General features: G+C 61.8%; 16 protein-coding genes. 4 read left to right on the top strand and 12 right to left on the bottom strand.

What is annotated here, in order from left to right:
* Nucleotides 1-30: 30 nt before the first annotated feature.
* Together J7I86_RS10620 and coaD are read right to left on the bottom strand one after the other, a co-directional pair.
* Nucleotides 31-558: a DUF177 domain-containing protein gene (locus J7I86_RS10620; protein WP_011775140.1), complete on the bottom strand. Its 528-nt coding sequence runs from the start codon at nucleotides 556-558 to the stop codon at nucleotides 31-33.
* 166 nt (nucleotides 559-724) lie between these two features.
* The gene (gene coaD / locus J7I86_RS10615) at nucleotides 725-1,225 is read right to left on the bottom strand and encodes a pantetheine-phosphate adenylyltransferase (RefSeq protein ID WP_062068952.1); all 501 of its coding nucleotides are present in this window, start codon (nucleotides 1,223-1,225) and stop codon (nucleotides 725-727) included.
* Between the two features lie 35 nt (nucleotides 1,226-1,260).
* Here coaD and J7I86_RS10610 point away from each other — a divergent pair, with 35 nt between their 5' ends.
* Both J7I86_RS10610 and J7I86_RS10605 read left to right on the top strand, forming a co-directional pair.
* Nucleotides 1,261-2,541: an aminotransferase class I/II-fold pyridoxal phosphate-dependent enzyme gene (locus J7I86_RS10610; RefSeq protein ID WP_396019863.1), complete on the top strand. Its 1,281-nt coding sequence runs from the start codon at nucleotides 1,261-1,263 to the stop codon at nucleotides 2,539-2,541.
* Nucleotides 2,542-2,672: 131 nt separating this feature from the next.
* Nucleotides 2,673-3,332 (top strand): fused MFS/spermidine synthase, encoded by a 660-nt coding sequence (locus J7I86_RS10605; RefSeq protein ID WP_309476702.1) that lies wholly within the window; start codon nucleotides 2,673-2,675, stop codon nucleotides 3,330-3,332.
* Nucleotides 3,333-3,359: 27 nt separating this feature from the next.
* Here J7I86_RS10605 and rsmD read toward each other — a convergent pair whose 3' ends face one another.
* From rsmD to J7I86_RS10585, 4 genes are read right to left on the bottom strand one after another with little or no spacing between them, the layout of a single operon-like run.
* Nucleotides 3,360-3,926, bottom strand: coding sequence for a 16S rRNA (guanine(966)-N(2))-methyltransferase RsmD (gene rsmD / locus J7I86_RS10600; RefSeq protein WP_214819506.1), 567 nt, complete (start codon nucleotides 3,924-3,926; stop codon nucleotides 3,360-3,362).
* A 33-nt stretch (nucleotides 3,927-3,959) separates the two neighbouring features.
* Nucleotides 3,960-6,215, bottom strand: a complete 2,256-nt coding sequence (locus J7I86_RS10595; RefSeq protein WP_214819504.1) for an ATP-dependent DNA helicase RecG — start codon at nucleotides 6,213-6,215, stop codon at nucleotides 3,960-3,962.
* Nucleotides 6,205-7,281, bottom strand: a complete 1,077-nt coding sequence (locus J7I86_RS10590) for a DAK2 domain-containing protein (RefSeq protein ID WP_214819502.1) — start codon at nucleotides 7,279-7,281, stop codon at nucleotides 6,205-6,207. The genes J7I86_RS10595 and J7I86_RS10590 overlap by 11 nt, the downstream gene beginning before the upstream one ends.
* Nucleotides 7,282-7,303: 22 nt before the next feature.
* Entirely contained in the window at nucleotides 7,304-8,317 is a 1,014-nt protein-coding gene (locus J7I86_RS10585; protein ID WP_214819500.1) for a thiamine-phosphate kinase, read from the bottom strand.
* A gap of 211 nt (nucleotides 8,318-8,528) precedes the next feature.
* Here J7I86_RS10585 and J7I86_RS10580 point away from each other — a divergent pair, with 211 nt between their 5' ends.
* A complete protein-coding gene (locus J7I86_RS10580) occupies nucleotides 8,529-9,038 on the top strand; it encodes a DUF3515 family protein (RefSeq protein WP_214819498.1) in 510 nt (169 codons plus the stop codon).
* Between the two features lie 14 nt (nucleotides 9,039-9,052).
* Here the strand turns inward: J7I86_RS10580 and J7I86_RS10575 are convergent, their stop codons facing one another.
* From J7I86_RS10575 to leuC, 6 genes are all read right to left on the bottom strand, one after another.
* The gene (locus tag J7I86_RS10575; RefSeq protein ID WP_214819496.1) at nucleotides 9,053-10,189 is read right to left on the bottom strand and encodes a D-alanine--D-alanine ligase family protein; all 1,137 of its coding nucleotides are present in this window, start codon (nucleotides 10,187-10,189) and stop codon (nucleotides 9,053-9,055) included.
* On the bottom strand, nucleotides 10,189-11,241 hold the full coding sequence (locus tag J7I86_RS10570; RefSeq protein WP_214819494.1) for an NAD(P)H-dependent glycerol-3-phosphate dehydrogenase: 1,053 nt from the start codon (nucleotides 11,239-11,241) through the stop codon (nucleotides 10,189-10,191). Before J7I86_RS10570 ends, J7I86_RS10575 begins: the two co-directional genes overlap by 1 nt.
* Complete coding sequence (locus J7I86_RS10565) at nucleotides 11,238-12,011, bottom strand: 1-acyl-sn-glycerol-3-phosphate acyltransferase (protein WP_214819492.1); 774 nt, start codon at nucleotides 12,009-12,011, stop codon at nucleotides 11,238-11,240. The genes J7I86_RS10570 and J7I86_RS10565 overlap by 4 nt, the downstream gene beginning before the upstream one ends.
* Nucleotides 12,012-12,022: 11 nt before the next feature.
* Entirely contained in the window at nucleotides 12,023-13,348 is a 1,326-nt protein-coding gene (gene murA, locus J7I86_RS10560) for a UDP-N-acetylglucosamine 1-carboxyvinyltransferase (RefSeq protein WP_214819490.1), read from the bottom strand.
* 208 nt (nucleotides 13,349-13,556) lie between these two features.
* Nucleotides 13,557-14,165 (bottom strand): 3-isopropylmalate dehydratase small subunit, encoded by a 609-nt coding sequence (gene leuD, locus J7I86_RS10555; protein ID WP_214819488.1) that lies wholly within the window; start codon nucleotides 14,163-14,165, stop codon nucleotides 13,557-13,559.
* Between the two features lie 9 nt (nucleotides 14,166-14,174).
* Nucleotides 14,175-15,626 carry a 3-isopropylmalate dehydratase large subunit gene (gene leuC / locus J7I86_RS10550; RefSeq protein ID WP_214819486.1) on the bottom strand — a complete coding sequence of 484 codons (1,452 nt, stop codon included), beginning with the start codon at nucleotides 15,624-15,626 and terminating at the stop codon, nucleotides 14,175-14,177.
* A gap of 123 nt (nucleotides 15,627-15,749) precedes the next feature.
* Between leuC and J7I86_RS10545 the strand changes: the two genes are divergently transcribed.
* Nucleotides 15,750-16,469, top strand: coding sequence for an IclR family transcriptional regulator (locus J7I86_RS10545; RefSeq protein ID WP_014922101.1), 720 nt, complete (start codon nucleotides 15,750-15,752; stop codon nucleotides 16,467-16,469).

Here is a 16,469-nt window from a genome sequence, read left to right as displayed (position 1 = left end):
TATCTCATTTCTCTCTTAGACGAACACTTACTAATCGGTTTGCCGGTCAGTCTTAGCCAGATCAGCTAGGGCAGCCCAGCGAGGGTCAATGACCTCGTGGTGGTGCCCCGGCTCGTCTTCCAGGCGCGCTCCGCATTCGGAACACAGGCCCTGGCAGTCTTCCCGGCACACCGGCTGGAACGGCAGCATAGTGACAACTGCGTCCCGCAACACCGGCTCAAGATCGATCAGATCGTACTCGACTCGACGTTGCTCTTCATCGTCTTCTTCGCCTGAAAGCTCAACACCTTCATAGAAGAAAAGTTCTTGCACATTGACCTCAAGGTCATACGCAAGGGGATCCAGGCATCGACCGCATTCGCCGGTTACTTCGACGTCTACGGTTCCGGATACCAGAATTCCTTCGTGTACGGCCTCAAGACGAAGATCCAGCTCGATATCCGAGCCTTCCTTTACGCCAATGAGCGCCACACCAAGGTCACTTGGCGCAGGTACATGCTCGTTGAGTGTCCGCATGGTCCCTGGACTACGTCCAAGGTCCTTGACTACCAGCGCCAAGGGCGAACTTGCATCTCGCTTAATGAGAACTCCTGTAGAACATATGACCGACGTACCATCTTAGCCTGATCACGCTTGAGGACTCAAACCGACGCCGGGCACAGGTAAATGCGCAGTGGTTTCAGCTTGGGGAACTCTGCGCTAGGGCGCAAGGTACCCGTCAAGCCTACCCCTTGCGAGGCTGTTCCGTTGGCGGCTCGCCAGCGAGAAGCCTTTTCAGCACCGATTTGGGGACGAAATCGGAGATGTCCCCACCGAGGACGTTGATTTCTTTGATCAAGGTGGAGGAAAGGTGCAGGTAATGTGCTTCCGCAGGCAGGAAGACCGTTTCGACGCCGGTCAACTGGCGGTTCATGGTAGCCATGGGCAGCTCATAATCGAAATCTGATGATGAACGCAGGCCTTTGACTATGGCTGAAACACCCCGGTGGCGGCAGTACTCAGCCAACAGACCCTCGCCCATGGGCTCGACGATGATGCCGCGTAAGGAGGCCAGCGTCTCCCGGGCCATCTCCATGCGGTCCTCAAGGCTGAACCTGTACTTCTTGGCGTAATTGGTGGACACGGCCACGATGACTTCGTCGAACAGGCCGGCGGCCCGGGCGATGACTTCGAGATGTCCGTTGTGGATGGGGTCAAAGGATCCAGGGCATACCGCGCGTCTCATGAGACGAACCTACCCCATGACTTTGCCGGGATACCATGGCTCACATGGCATCCGCAGGCAGCAGCCCCTCCTTTGACATGAGCGCCGACGACATGAGCGCCGGCACCCGCGGAGACACCGGGCCGGCACCATGGCAGCGGGCCGCCACAGGAGCCAATCTGCTCTCCCCCGAAGGAAGCCTGGGGGTAACAATCTTTGAGGAAATGACTACCTTGGCGTTGTCCACCGGTGCCATCAACCTCGGTCAGGGGTTTCCCGACGAAGACGGCCCGGCAGAGATCAAGGCCGCGGCCCGGTCTGCAATCGCAGCCGGCGCCAACCAATATGCGCCCGGCAAAGGCGTTCCCGCACTCAGGGAGGCTATTGCCGCACACCAGCAACGCTTCTACGGTCTGAATCCTGATCCGGACACTGAAGTCCTTGTCACGACGGGGGCCACAGAGGCAATAGCAGCCACGCTGCTAGCCTTCATCCAACCCGGCGACGAAGTCCTGACCTTCGAGCCCTTCTACGATTCCTACGGCGCCATCATCGGCATGGCCGGAGCCAAGCACATCACTGCTCCCCTGCTGGCCCCGGAATTCCTTCCCGACCTCACGAATTTGGAAAACTCCTTCAGCAGCCGCACTAAAATTGTCCTTCTGAACAATCCGCACAACCCCACAGGCGCCGTTTTCCCGGAACCCGTCCTGGCCAGGATTGTGGAACTGGCTGCAAAGTACGGTGCCTTCATTGTCAGCGACGAAGTTTACGAGCACCTCACCTTCGGTGTAGCGCACCTTCCCATCACATCGTTGCCCGGCGCCGGCGAACGCACCATCACCATTTCCTCCGCAGGTAAGACCTTCTCCTTCACCGGCTGGAAAATCGGCTGGCTCACCGGACCGGAACACCTGGTGGCCGCCGTCCGCACCGTGAAGCAGTTCCTGACCTATAGCTCGGGCACACCCTTCCAGAGCGCCATCGCCGTAGGCCTGGGCCTTCCTGACGAGTTCTATACCGGCATCGCAGCTACCCTCCGACACAAACGCGACATCCTCTCCGAGGGCCTGCGCACTGCCGGATTCGGCGTGTACAACCCCAGCGGCACCTACTTCATCAACGTGGACACAGCACCCCTGGGCATCCTCGACTCTGTTGACCTTGCCAGGCGCCTGCCGGGGCTCGTTGGAGTGGCAGCCATCCCGGTCCCGGTGTTTTGCCATCCGGAAGGAGCTGAGCGCACACGCAGCCTGTTGAGATTCGCCTTCTGCAAGAAGACCGAGGTCCTCGAAGATGCCGCGGAACGCCTCGCCACCCTGAAGGACAGACTCTGAACGCCGCAGGCTCCGGCCAACACCAGGCAACGCGCTTCCTCCGAACCACAGGACAGCACGCCACAATCGAGGCCGACACACTCATCGAGGGCAGCTTTATCCTCAGCATCGGCGGCGCCGAACAATCACACGTGAACCTGGCCGATCCCTCCGACATCTTCTACGAGTACCTGCGCAGGATCGGGCATGTGGTGGATTTGGCAGCCACGCCCGGGGTGCCCATCAACGCTCTCCACCTGGGCGCCGGGGCCCTCACTCTGGCTCGCTATATCCAAGCCACCCGCCCAGGCTCGGAACAATATGCCGTTGAGCTTGAGCGCGAACTCCTGGACTTCGTACTTCAACAGCTGCCCATGCCTGAGGGCACCACGCTGACCACGCATATCGGGGATGCCCGTGAATCGATGGCTGAACTCCCCGCCCAAGTGATGTTCGACGTCGTGATTCTGGACATCTTCTCCGGACCGGATGCCCCTCCCCACATCGCCTGCCGTGAATTCTATGAAGAAGCAGCGGCGCGACTGAAGCCCGATGGCGTGCTAATCATCAACGTGGGCGACGAACCTGCGCTGACTCTCGTGCGCAGCCAAGTGGCCGCCCTAAGGCAAGCCATGCCGGACGTCGCAGCCTTCGCCGAAACAGGAATGTTCGCCGGCCGCTACCCGGGCAACATCGTCCTGGTGGGCACCCGCAAGCCGTGGTCTCCGGAATGGACAGCGCAATTGGTCTCCCGCGGCCCCCACCCCGCCACCGTCCTCACGGGCGTCGAACTGGACACTATTACGGGCTAGCGCCACATTTCGGGTTAGGGCTCAGTGTTACGCCGGCTCAGCGAACCACAGCTTGGTCTCCCCGTACTTCTTGTCGGCAAAACACTCCAAGGCCCCGGGCCACGCCGGTTCCGGGCTCCGCGAACTCCGTTCCACCACCACCACGGCCCCCGCGTCCACATGCGGCGCCAACTTTGCCAGCACAGCGCTCAGAGCCGGCTCGTCCAAGGGGTACGGCGGATCAAGAAATATCAGATCCCACACGTCTGCGGCGCCCGCACGCTCCAGGAATGATTCCACCTTGGAACGATGCACGGAGACCCTCTTGCCACCCAGCAGCTGGTTCACCATATCCGCATTGCGCTGACAGACATCACTTGCCTTGGCATCGAACTCCACCAGATCCACGCTCCGCGCTCCCCTGCTGGCACTTTCAACGCCCAAAGATCCAGAACCTGCAAAGAGGTCCAGGACACGGGCGTCGTCAATGACCGCCAAGGATTCCAGACGGGAGAACAACGCTTCCTTAACCCTGTCCGTGGTGGGACGTGTTGCCGTTCCGGGGACACTGGTCAGCGGGTTTCCACCACCAACCCCGGCGATGATCCGGCTCACAGGACTTCTCCACGCGCGCGCATGCGGGGTTCTTTAACCGCGTTCAAGGAACGCCTCCTTCTCAGGGTTCAAGTATTCGTCGATCGCGGCGGCCAAAGCCGGCTGATGGTTCAGGGCAACGTCTTCCGACACGAGGTTTTGGGCATCGGTACGGGCACGGGCAATGATGTCTTCGTGCTCAAGTACACGGAGCAGCTTAAGCGTGGAGCGTCCGCCGGATTGCGAGGCACCCAGGATGTCTCCTTCCCTGCGGAGCTTCAAGTCCTCCTGCGACAGCTCAAAACCGTCCGTCGTTGAAGCAACGGCATCAAGCCGCCGACGACTCGGATGTCCGGCCTCCAAGGTAGTCACCAGCAGGCACGTGCCGGGCAAACCCCCACGGCCCACCCGGCCGCGCAACTGGTGAAGCTGCGAGATGCCAAAACGGTCGGCATCAAGAATCACCATGAGCGTGGCATTATGGACGTCCACGCCAACCTCAATGACGGTGGTGGACACCAGTATCTTGGTGTGGTTGGACGCGAACGAGGCCATGGTCTCGGACTTCACCTGCGGATCCTGCCGCCCGTGAAGCGGGGCAAGCGGGACGCCGGCAAGCGCCGGTTCCTGCAGGAGGGCGTCGACGACGGCGGTTACCGATGCCAGTTCCCGCGCCGGGCCTTCGTCCGCGAGGTCCGCATCGCTGGGTTCCGCTTCCCCCGGACTGAAGTCGCCGTCGTCGTCCGAACCGATCTTGGGGCACACTACGTAGACCTGATGACCGGAGTCGACTTCTTCGCGTGAACGCTTCCAGATGCGGTCCACCCAACCGGGATTTTCCGCGAGCCCCACCACGTGTGTGGAAATCGGCGCACGCCCGGCCGGAAGCTCATCCAGGATGGAGGTTTCAAGGTCGCCGAACACCGTCATGGCAACAGTGCGGGGAATTGGCGTGGCCGTCATGACCAGCAAATGCGGAGGCCGCTGTGCCTTGGCCCGGAGGGCATCGCGCTGCTCCACGCCAAAGCGGTGCTGCTCATCCACCACAATCAACCCAAGGTCCTGGAAGCTGGTTTTGTCGCTCAGCAGAGCGTGAGTGCCAATAATGATGCCGGCGTTTCCGGAGGCAGCATCCAGCATTGCCTGCTTGCGCGCAGCCGTGGGCATGGAACCAGTCAGGAGCGTTACCTGTACGGCTTCCTGGGTGGAGTCACCGCCGAGCATGCCTGCGCCGCCAAAGATATGGTCACCCGCCAGCGCCCCCAGAGTTTTTCGGATGGAGTGGAAATGCTGGGCCGCCAAGACCTCCGTGGGCGCCAGGAGTGCCGCTTGGCCGCCTGCGTCCACCACCTGCAACATGGCTCGCAGGGCCACAACCGTCTTGCCCGAGCCCACCTCTCCCTGGAGCAGCCTGTTCATGGGAGTGTCGCGCCCGAGCTCTTCAGCCAGCGTCTTTCCGACGGCGGATTGGCCGGCTGTCAGTGTGAAAGGCAGGTTTTGATCAAATTTGCTGACCAAACCGTCTTTGCGCGGGCGGCGTGCAGTGGCTTCTTCCGCTGCAAGCTGGGCGCGCCGCCGCGCCAAGGCCGTTTGCAACACGAGGGCTTCCTGATATCGGAAGCGCTCCTGCGCGCGTTGCCAATCCTTGGCGACCTCCGGCGAATGAATCAAACGGTATGCCTCAGCCACGCTGAGCAACCCGTCCCTTCGGACGATGCTGGCCGGAAGCGGATCCTGCAGGGAATCAAGGTCCATGGTTTGCAGCAAAGCCGTGATCACTTTGTGAATGGACCAACTGGTCAGCTTAGCCGTTGCAGGATAGACGGGAATGGGCATGGCAGCGAGCTTCTCGGGATCCACGGAGCCTTCAGCTTCAGGGTCCTCGTCCAGCAGAAGGAAGTCAGGGTTGGTCAGCCCAAGGGCCCCGCCGTATCGGGATACCTTGCCCGAGAACATCGCCCGCCGGCCCGGAAGAAGTTCTGCCTTCGCCCGGAATCCGTTGAAGAAGCTGACCTTCAACGTACCTGGAACGCCGGTACCCCCGGCCTCGTCAGTGACCACCACGTCCGTGATCGAGCCCCGCCGTGCCCGCATTTGGCGCGTGCTGTTCGAAAGCACCCGCGCGATCAGCGTGACTTCCTCATCCAGGGGAAGGTTACTGATGGGCGTCAGTTCACCGCGGCTCAAGTACCTGCGAGGGAAGTAGTTCAGCAAGGCTCCGCCGGTTTTAAGGCCCAAGTGCTTATCGATGACGGCCGCAGAGCGCTTGCCTATCCTGCGTTCGAGGGGCAGTTCCAGCTCAGAATTCATGCCGTGACTGGCCTGGGACGTTGAAGGATTCGTTAGTGCTGCCGGTCTCGCTGCCGGAAGCTTCCTGAGCAGCCAGGTCCGGGCCGCTGTTACGAGGTATGGCCAATTGGCTGACCGCGATATCAGTGGGCTCTCCCAAAGACCGGATAAGGGCGACTGCAGGCTCCGGATCCGGAACATGCACGTGAACGCGCCATCTGTAGCTGACTTCGACGCTGGATTCGTCGTCGTCGTCATCGTTGCGTTGGGCGCCGCCCACCTGACTCATGATCACGGATTCTCCCATTTCGTCCAGGCGTTGCCGGAGAATGGCCGCATTCAAGGGCGACAGGTTGATGGTGCACATGACTTCCACGCCGTCATCGGCGGGCATGTGCTCGTGGATGTGGGGATCCTGCAGCTTGTAACCGTGCAGGCCATCGAGCAGTTCATCCTGAAGTTCTTCACCAAGGACGGCAGCTCGGAGGCAATCAAGTACCAGCAGCATGCCCACGCCCCCTGCATCCACAACACGTGCTTCATGCAACTGAGCCAGCTCATCCTCGGTCCGGACAACAGCCTGGTAGGCGGCATCGACCACGGCGTCGAGCGAAAGCCCCAAGGCATGGTTGCTGTCGTCGCCACTCTGGGACGCGTCCACAGCCTGGGCAGCGTGAGCGGCGGCCTCCAGGACCGAGAGCATGGTGCCGGCAACTGGTTCGCTCAAGGCAGACCAGGCCCGGATCTGTGCCCTGTTCAACGCGGTGGCAAGCAGCGGCGCGCTAAGGCGGGATTTGCCTACCAGGGGCTCCGCAGCGGCGCACAGGAACACGGCAAAAAGTGTGCCTGAGTTGCCCCGCGCTTGTTCCATGGCTGCTTGCCCGGCGCGGGACAGCAAGGCCCCGACGTCGTTGCCGGTTTCAGTAGCGTCCGTCGCAGTTCCACCCACGGCAGCTACTGCTGCCCGCACGGTGAGATAGAGGTTGGTTCCGGTATCGCCGTCGGCGACAGGAAAAATGTTAATCGCGTTCAGACGGTCGCTATGGTTGCCCAGGACCACCTCCGCCTTGCCGAGCCAACGTTTCATGGCGTGCGCATTCGCGGCGATCTTAGTCTGCAAAGTGATCCCATCCAACGGTGTCAGCAGTTTGCCCGGAAATCCGGACGCCAGTGCCTGGCGGCTCGACAACGGCTTGAACCGAGCCTATCGCAGTGAAGCCCTGCGGTAGCTGAACAGCTGCCGGGAACGTGGCCAGCAAACCATGGTCTTCTCCTCCACCCAACACCCATCGCATGGCATCTGCGTCGAGGACCTTGGCTGCAGGTTCCAAGGGGACTGCATAATTTGCCAAGGCCGCGGGATCAAAATCCAGGACCACACTGCTGGCTTCGGCCAGACGGCTTCCATCGCGCATCAGGCCATCAGAAATGTCCAACATGGCCGTGGCACCGGCACGCGCAGCCAAAGGTCCTGCGGCCAATGGAGGCAGCGGCCTGCATTGGTCCCCCACCAAGCTCCGCAACTCAGTTGACAGGCTGTCCATGGGAATTCCGCTTTCCAGCAACGCCCAACCGGCGGCTCCCCTCCCCAACGTCCCGGAAACCGCCACAACGTCCCCGGGTCTGGCGCCGGACCTCAACACCGGCGCCACACCGGCAAGCGTACCGACGACGGCGACAGTCACCGCGAGCTCGCGGCCCCGGCCCAGGTCTCCGCCGGCCACCGAGCAGTCCGGGGCGCCCAGGCCAACAATCGCCGCCGTGAGGCCATCGGCAAACGCTTCAACCCATTCGACCGGCGTATCCGGTGGCATGGTGAGGCTCACCACGAGACTCGTGGCGCTGCCGCCCATGGCGTTGATGTCACTGAGGTTTTGCGCCGCGGCCTTCCAGCCGACGTCGTATCCCGTGGTCCGGTAACCGTTGGGCCACTCAAGCCTGAAGTCCTGGTCCTGCGTCTGGGTATCGATGGAGATGAGGGTCCGGCCGTCCGGTGCTGCGATCAGGGCAGCGTCGTCGCCGGGGCCCAGCAGAACGCCAGGGCTATGGTGCAGTCGCGGGAAGATCCGGGCAAGGAGCGCGGACTCCGAAAGGTCCTGGACGGTCAACTGTTCTACTGGCACTGCACTCGATTCTTCTCTTGACACGACTCTCGGTTCTTCTCGCTACACTGCAGCCGACTCGTCTCCGGCATCCGACTCTTCTCCGGCCACTGCCTTACGCTACCGCGATCCACCGACAAAATAATGCGGCACTCCCCCTGGGTGTTCTACGGGGAATGTGACCCGTACAACGTGAATCTTCCAGCCGGCGCGTGCGGGATAGGCTGGATGGATGCACCGAAAGACCCTGCGCCGGACTGCTCTGGCCATCGCCCTGGCTTCCGCATCCGTCACCGCTTTGTCAGCCTGCGCCCCAGCCGTGGACGTCACGGCCGCCGCAGATGCCGCCAACCCTGCCTGCGCACCAATGATGGTGGCCCTGCCCGATCAAATCGGTGATGCCGCGCTTCGTAAAACCAACAGCCAGGCAACTGCAGCCTGGGGCGATCCTTCCCAGGTCATTCTCCGCTGTGGAGTGAACGTTCCCGGCCCCACCACGGACCGTTGCGTGAGCGTCAACGACATCGACTGGGTCATCAAGGAAGGCGATCCCGTCTATACCCTGACCACGTTCGGCCGCGAACCAGCCACGGAGATCCTGATTGATCCGGTCAAGCTTGAGGCAGCCAACATCAGTTCAGCCACCGTGCTGACCGAACTTGCAGCAGCTGTTAGCAAGATCAAGGCAACCGGAAAGTGTGTGGGCCAGGAAGACCTTCAGAACCTGCCCTCCGCGCAATAAGGACTCCAGCGAGGTTAGCGCAGCCCCGTCTTGCGGGTCAGGGCCAGATGGATCAATTCATCAATCAGGTCCCCATAAGCCAGGCCGGACGCCGCCCACATCTGCGGGTACATGCTCTTAGGTGTGAAGCCAGGCATCGTATTGATCTCGTTGATGATCAGTTCGCCGGCCGGGGTGTAGAAGAAGTCCACACGGCTAAGGCCTTCAGCCCCGACGGCGTCAAAAGCGACGGCAGCGAGTTCACGCACCCGCGCGATTGCTTCATCAGGCATATCGGCCGGGCAGCTCAGGGCTGCAGCGCCGTCGTCAACATACTTGGCGGCAAAGTCGTAGAACTGGTGCTCTCCCGCAGCCACGGCAATCTCACCCGGCATGGACGTACGGGGAACATCGGTGCCACGGCCCTGAAGGACCGCACACTCAATCTCGCGGCCCACGATGCCGGCTTCAATAACCAACTTCAAGTCGTGGCGGCGAGCTTCCTCGATCGCTGCATCCAGCCCTTCGATCGAGTCCACCTTGGAGATACCCATGGACGAGCCTGCACGGGCAGGCTTGACGAAGACGGGGAACCCAAGCTTGTCCACCCGCTTACGAACAGCCTCGGCGTCAGTGGTCCATTCGCGGTCCGTAACAGCTATGTAGGGGCCCACACTCAGTCCGGCGGATTCGAACACCACTTTCATGAAGTGCTTGTCCATTCCCACTGCGGAGGCCAGCACGCCGGCTCCGACATAGCGGGTGTCCGAGAGCTCCAGGAGGCCTTGGATGGTTCCATCTTCTCCCCACGGCCCATGCAGCAGCGGAAAGACAACATCCACAGCACCCAGTTCCAGGGGTACGGCATTGGGCTCGGTCACGATCAGCTGATGCTCGCCCCCCACCTCCGCCAAGGTAACGGTCTTGCCCGACGGCGCCACCTCGGGAAGCGCTGCCGAGCTCAAGGACCATTGGCTGGTGTCGCCGGAAGCAAGAACCCACTGGCCCGACTTGGCGATGCCGATCGGTATGACCTCGTACTTGTTCTTGTCGATCGCTCCCATGACACCAGCTGCGGTGACGCAGCTGACGGCGTGTTCGCTGGAACGCCCCCCAAAAAGAATCGCTACACGGGGTCGGCCCGTCACGGGGGTGGATTGGTCAGTCACCATCAGTAGTCGCCTTCGGACTTCAGTGCCCGGGCCAGTAGTCGCGGCCCCAGGTCATCAACGGACATTCTGCCTTCAAGCACCGCCACGACGGCAGCCGTAATAGGCATTTCAACATTCAACTTGCCGGCGAGCTCATGCACAGCAGGGCCGGACTTAATGCCCTCCGCTGTCTGTGTCATGTGGTCAGCAACTTGCTCAAGACTGAGACCTTCGCCAAGCAACCTGCCCGCGGTGTGATTGCGTGAGAGGGCTGAAGAGCATGTGGCAACAAGATCCCCTAGCCCGGCCAAACCGGCCATGGTGTGGGCTTCTCCGCCAAGGGCCAGCGCAAGCCGGGATGTCTCCGCAAGTCCGCGGGTGATCACCGAAGCCTTGGTGTTATCGCCCATCTGCCGGCCTTCGCAAATGCCCACGGCAAGAGCGATCACGTTCTTGACAATTCCGCCGATTTCCACGCCTACAACATCGGTGCTGGTGTAGGGCCTGAAGTACGGTGCCGTACAGCACAGTGCTATGGCAGCAGCAGTGTCTGCATCGCTGCAAGCCACAACCGACGCAGTTGGTTGCTCCCTGGCAATCTCCATCGCCAGATTGGGGCCCGAGACCACTGCAACCCGGGATGCGGGAAGTCCCAGCTCCTGGGCGATCACTTCGCTCATCCGGGCGTCCGTGCCCAGTTCCAGTCCCTTCATCAAGGAGACAACCACGGCCTCGGGGGCGAGGAACGGCTTCCATTCCCCGAGTTGCGGCCGCAGTGATTGAGCCGGCACGGCGAGGACCACCAGCGTGGCGTCCTTGAGCACTTCCTCCACGTCCGTTGAGGCTGTGATGGAAGGCGGGAGCTCGATGTCTTTGAGATATTGCTCGTTGCGGTGCGAAGCGTTGATCTGCTCCACTACCTCGGAACGGCGACCCCAGATCCGGATGCTGCGCTCAGAGCCGGTAGCCGCAGCGGCGTCGGCCAAGACCTTGGCGAACGTGGTTCCCCAAGATCCCGCACCCAAAACAGCCACGACGTCCGGTGTGTTGACAGTGCCGTCAACTGTGGTCACTGGCCGTCATCCCCTTCTTGTGTATCAGGGGAGCCACCTTGGGTGAAGCGGCCGTGCCTGGACTGCTTGTGGACAGCCGGATCCCACCGCTCGGCGGGGGCATCTTCGCCTCGAAGGGATTCAAGGAGCTCCGTGATGGCGTCCATGATGACGTCAGTGGCCGCGGTCAGTGTTGCACGGTCCAACGGCCGGTCACTGAAGGCACTGAGATCAACGGGCTTACCAACAAGCACGCGGACAGTTTTGCGCGGGAAGATATGGAACCGCTTTGCATATCGCGGAAAAACCTCCTGCGCACCCCAATGCGCCATGGGAACCACGGGTGCACCGGTCTGCAAGGCAAGCCTGGCCGCCCCGGTGTGGCCCTTCATCGGCCACAGATCGGGGTCGCGGGTGAGGGTGCCCTCGGGATAAATGATGATGGCACCTCCGGCATCCACCACCTCTCTGGCGACTTGAAGCGAGCGGTTGGCTCCCGCCGTCGAGCGTTCTACCGGTATCTGCCGCGTTGCGTGCAGCAGGGGTCCCAGCACGGGGACTTTGAAGAGGCCCGTCTTCGCGAGGAAGTGCGGGGGACGCTTCTGGTTGTACACCATGTGTCCGATCACGATGGGATCGATCTCTGTGCAGTGATTAGGTGCGGCAATGAAGCCGCCGGGTGGAAGGTTCTCCACGCCTTCCCACTTCTTGGACATCAGGAGGTTCATCAGCGGACGCGCGAGACCGGCCAGCAGCATGAACGTTGCACGGCTCTTGGCCGATTCCTTCAAAGGAGCCCCCGCTACTTGGTGGTGGTGATATCGAAATCGGCGCCCAGCCCGGCCAGCTTCTCGGTGAAGCGCTCGTAACCGCGGTTGATGATGTCAATGCCCGTAACGCGTGAGGTTCCCGTGGCAGCCAGTGCTGCGATGAGGTGGCTGAAACCGCCCCGGAGGTCCGGAATGTCAATGTCCGTGCCCCTGAGTGGAGTGGAACCTGAAATCACTGCTGAGTGCAGGAAGTTCCGCTGTCCGAACCGGCAGGGAACACTGCCCAAGCACTCGCGGTGCACCTGGATGTTCGCACCCATGCGCGCAAGTGCCTCGGTGAATCCGAAACGGTTTTCATAGACGGTCTCGTGGACGATCGAGACGCCCTCTGCCTGCGTGAGGGCAACCACCAAGGGCTGCTGCCAGTCCGTCATGAATCCCGGGTGAACGTCCGTCTCCAGGACGAGCGGGGAGAGCTTACCGCCCTGGTGGTAGAAACGGATGCCGTCATCGCCGATGTCCATGCCACCGCCCACTTTGCGGTAGGTATTCAGGAACGTCATCATGTCGCGCTGGGAAGCGCCCTCAACGTAGATGTCGCCGCGCGTCACCAAGGCAGCAGAGGCCCAGGACGCTGATTCATTGCGGTCCGGGAGCGCGCGGTGGTTATAGCCACGCAAGTCCTTAACGCCTTCAATCCGGATAGTCCGGTCCGTCTGAACGCTGATGATGGCGCCCATTTTTTGCAGGACCGCAATGAGGTCGATGATTTCCGGTTCCGTGGCCGCGCCAATGAGTTCGGTGATGCCCTCAGCACGCGTTGCACTGAGCAGCACCTGCTCGGTGGCCCCTACCGAGGGGTATGGCAGCGAAATTTTGGCTCCGTGCAGACCGTTTGGAGCGGAGATGTGGATGCCACCCGGGCGCTTTTCCACCACGGCGCCGAACTGCCGCAGAACGTTAAGGTGATAGTCGATCGGCCTGTCGCCGATCTTGCAGCCGCCCAGATCCGGGATGAAGGCCTCACCGATCGCATGAATCAGGGGCCCGCACAACAGAATGGGAATCCGCGAATCACCGGCATGGGCATCAATCGCCGTGCTGGAGGCCGTCTTTGCTTCCTTGGGATCCAGAGTGAGGTCGCCCGATTCGGGATCCTTCACAACGGTCACGCCGTGCAACTGCAGCAGGCTGGTGACAACCTCTACGTCCTTGATTTCCGGCACGTTCCTCAGCACCGATGGTTCGCTGCCCAGCAACGCCGCCACCATGGCCTTGGGCACCAGGTTCTTGGCACCGCGAACGGTCACTCGCCCGGTCAACGGGACGCCACCGCGGATTGTCAGAACACTACTCATCTATACCGGTTTCCTCACGACTACTCGCCCCCCAAACTTACAAAGGCTCCAGCTAAGCATAGAAGCTCGCTTTACCGATCCGAAATGGAACCGCCCGACGCGCCGCTGATCGGGTTTCAGAAATACCCGAACGAAAAAGGACCGGCCGGCCCTCCCGAAGGGGGCCGGCCGGTCCATTGACCGCGAGGTTGCGGCCTCACATCAAAGGCTACCGGGCATCAACTTTCGCTGGCAGCGTCTTGGGCTTGAAGGCCGGGCGCGTGGCCTCGTAAGCCGTGATGTCCTCCTCATGCTGAAGGGTCAAACCGATATCGTCGAGGCCTTCCAGGAGGCGCCACCGCGTGTAGTCGTCAATCTCGAACGGCGCCACCACATTGCCGCACTCGACCGTTTTGGACACCAGGTCCACTTTGATTTCAGTACCCGGGTGGTTCTCCAGAACTTTCCAGATCAGTTCGATGTCATCCTGGGAAACCTCTGCAGCCAGCAATCCCTGCTTTCCGGAGTTGCCGCGGAAAATGTCAGCGAAGCGTGAGGAGAGAACGGCTTTGAAGCCATAGTCCTTCAACGCCCAGACAGCGTGCTCGCGGGACGATCCTGTGCCGAAATCGGGTCCGGCAACCAGCACGGAGCCGGCATTGAACGGGGCCTGGTTCAGGATGAAGGACTCATCCTTCCGCCAGGCAGCGAACAAAGCGTCCTCGAACCCTGTGCGGGTGATGCGCTTGAGGTACACAGCGGGGATGATCTGGTCCGTGTCTACGTTGCTCTGGCGCAGTGGAACGCCGACGCCGGTGTGGGTAGTAAATGCTTCCATGGGATCCTCCTAGACTGCGATTCCGGTCAGGGTGCCCGCGGCAGCGGACTCAAGGTCCGACGGCGAGCTCAGCGTGCCACGGACAGCCGTGGCTGCAGCCACCACGGGTGAGACAAGATGGGTGCGGCCACCCTTGCCCTGGCGCCCCTCAAAGTTGCGGTTGGATGTTGAGGCACAACGCTCCCCCGGCTCCAGCTGGTCCGGGTTCATGCCCAAGCACATCGAACATCCGGCGAAACGCCATTCAGCGCCAAAGTCCTTGAAAACCTTATCCAGGCCCTCTGCTTCGGCCTCCAGCCGGACTCGGGCTGAGCCCGGAACCACCAGCATGCGGATGTTGGGGTCCTTTTCACGGCCACGAATGATGTCTGCAGCAACGCGCAGGTCCTCAATGCGGGAGTTGGTGCAAGATCCCAGGAAGACGGTATCCACGCGGATGTCCTTCATGGGGGTGCCGGCTTCGAGGCCCATGTACTGCAGGGCGCGCTCGGCAGCTGCCTTGGCGTTCTCGTCACCGAAGTCGTCGGGCGAGGGCACCTTGGCGGACAGTGAGACGCCCTGACCCGGGTTGGTCCCCCAGGTCACGAACGGCTCCAGGGTGTCAGCGTCAAGGTCAACTTCGACGTCGAAGGTGGCATCGGCGTCGGTGTTCAGCGTGTTCCAGTACTCGACGGCGGCATCCCAGTCTGCGCCTTCCGGCGCGTGGGGGCGGCCCTGCATGTAGTCGTACGTGGTCTGGTCCGGAGCCACCATTCCGGCGCGGGCGCCGGCTTCAATGGACATGTTGCAGATGGTCATGCGGGCATCCATGGATAAAGCACGGATGGCCGAGCCACGGTATTCGAGCACGTATCCCTGACCGCCGCCTGTCCCGATCTTGGCGATGACAGCGAGGATGATGTCCTTGGCGGTCACGCCGGGACGCAGGGTACCTTCAACGTTGATGGCCATGGTCTTGAACGGCTTCAGAGACAGCGTCTGGGTGGCCATGACGTGCTCCACCTCGGAGGTGCCAATGCCCATGGCCAGCGCACCGAAGGCCCCGTGGGTTGACGTGTGCGAGTCGCCGCATACCACGGTCATACCCGGCTGGGTCAGGCCCAACTGCGGACCCACGACGTGCACAATTCCCTGTTCCTTGTCGCCAAGGGAGTGAAGGCGGACGCCGAATTCCTTGCAGTTGGCGCGAAGGGTTTCAATCTGCGTGCGGCTGGTCAGGTCCGCAATGGGTTTGTCGATGTCCAGCGTGGGAGTGTTGTGGTCCTCCGTGGCGATGGTCAGATCCGCCCGGCGCAGTTGACGGCCGGCCAGGCGCAGGCCTTCGAATGCCTGCGGGGATGTCACTTCATGAACGAGGTGCAGGTCGATGAAGAGAAGGTCGGGCTGGGCATTGGCTCCTTCGCCTTCACCCTTGCGCACTACGTGCGCGTCCCAGACTTTCTCGGCCAGTGTCTTTCCCACGGCCTTGCTCCCTTCACTGCGATTGGCTTGTTGCGTTGTTCTTGTTCCACTGAAGCAGCCCGGCGCTAAAATAGGCCAGCGAAACAACTTGCATCTCAGATATTGAGACGGCAATATCATTACATGGACAATTCTAGTGGAGTCGGTGTCATTGATAAAGCGGCCCAAGTACTCGATGCCCTTGAGGCCGGACCCACCACTCTCGCGCAACTTGTGGCGGCCACGGGCCTTGCCCGGCCCACGGTTCACCGCCTCGCACTGGCCCTGGTTCACCACCGCCTGGTAAGCCGGGATATCCAAGGACGGTTCGTCCTGGGCAGCCGGCTGGTGGAACTCGCTTCCGCTGCCGGCGAAGACCGGCTCATCGCCTCCGCCGGCCCTGTCCTCATCCAACTCCGTGACGCCACGGGCGAAAGCGCGCAGATCTTCCGCCGCCAAGGTGACTGGCGTGTCTGCGTGGCCTCAGCAGAGCGGCCCATCGGCTTGCGCGACACCATTCCGGTGGGGACCCAGCTCTCCATGAAGGCGGGCTCCGCCGCGCAGGTCTTACTCGCGTGGGAAGACCACGATCGCCTCTTGGAAGGGCTGCAAAACGCCCGCTTTACACCCACCGTCCTGGCAGGCGTACGACGCCGGGGCTGGGGTCAGAGCCTCGGCGAGCGCGAGCCCGGGGTCGCCTCGGTTTCAGCCCCCGTTCGCGGACCCTCCGGAAGGGTCATTGCGGCAGTATCCATTTCAGGTCCGATTGAACGCCTCACCCGCCAGCCGGGTCGCCTTCACGCCGAAGTGGTCTGCAACGCCGCCCGCGTCCTGACCGAAGCCCTGCGCAAGAACAATGACTAA

The sequence above is a fragment of the Arthrobacter sp. ISL-95 genome, from assembly GCF_018613695.1.
GTDB lineage: Bacteria > Actinomycetota > Actinomycetes > Actinomycetales > Micrococcaceae > Arthrobacter.
Note: the sequence above shows the minus strand (reverse complement) of the source record. Positions and strands in the feature narration are given on the sequence as shown.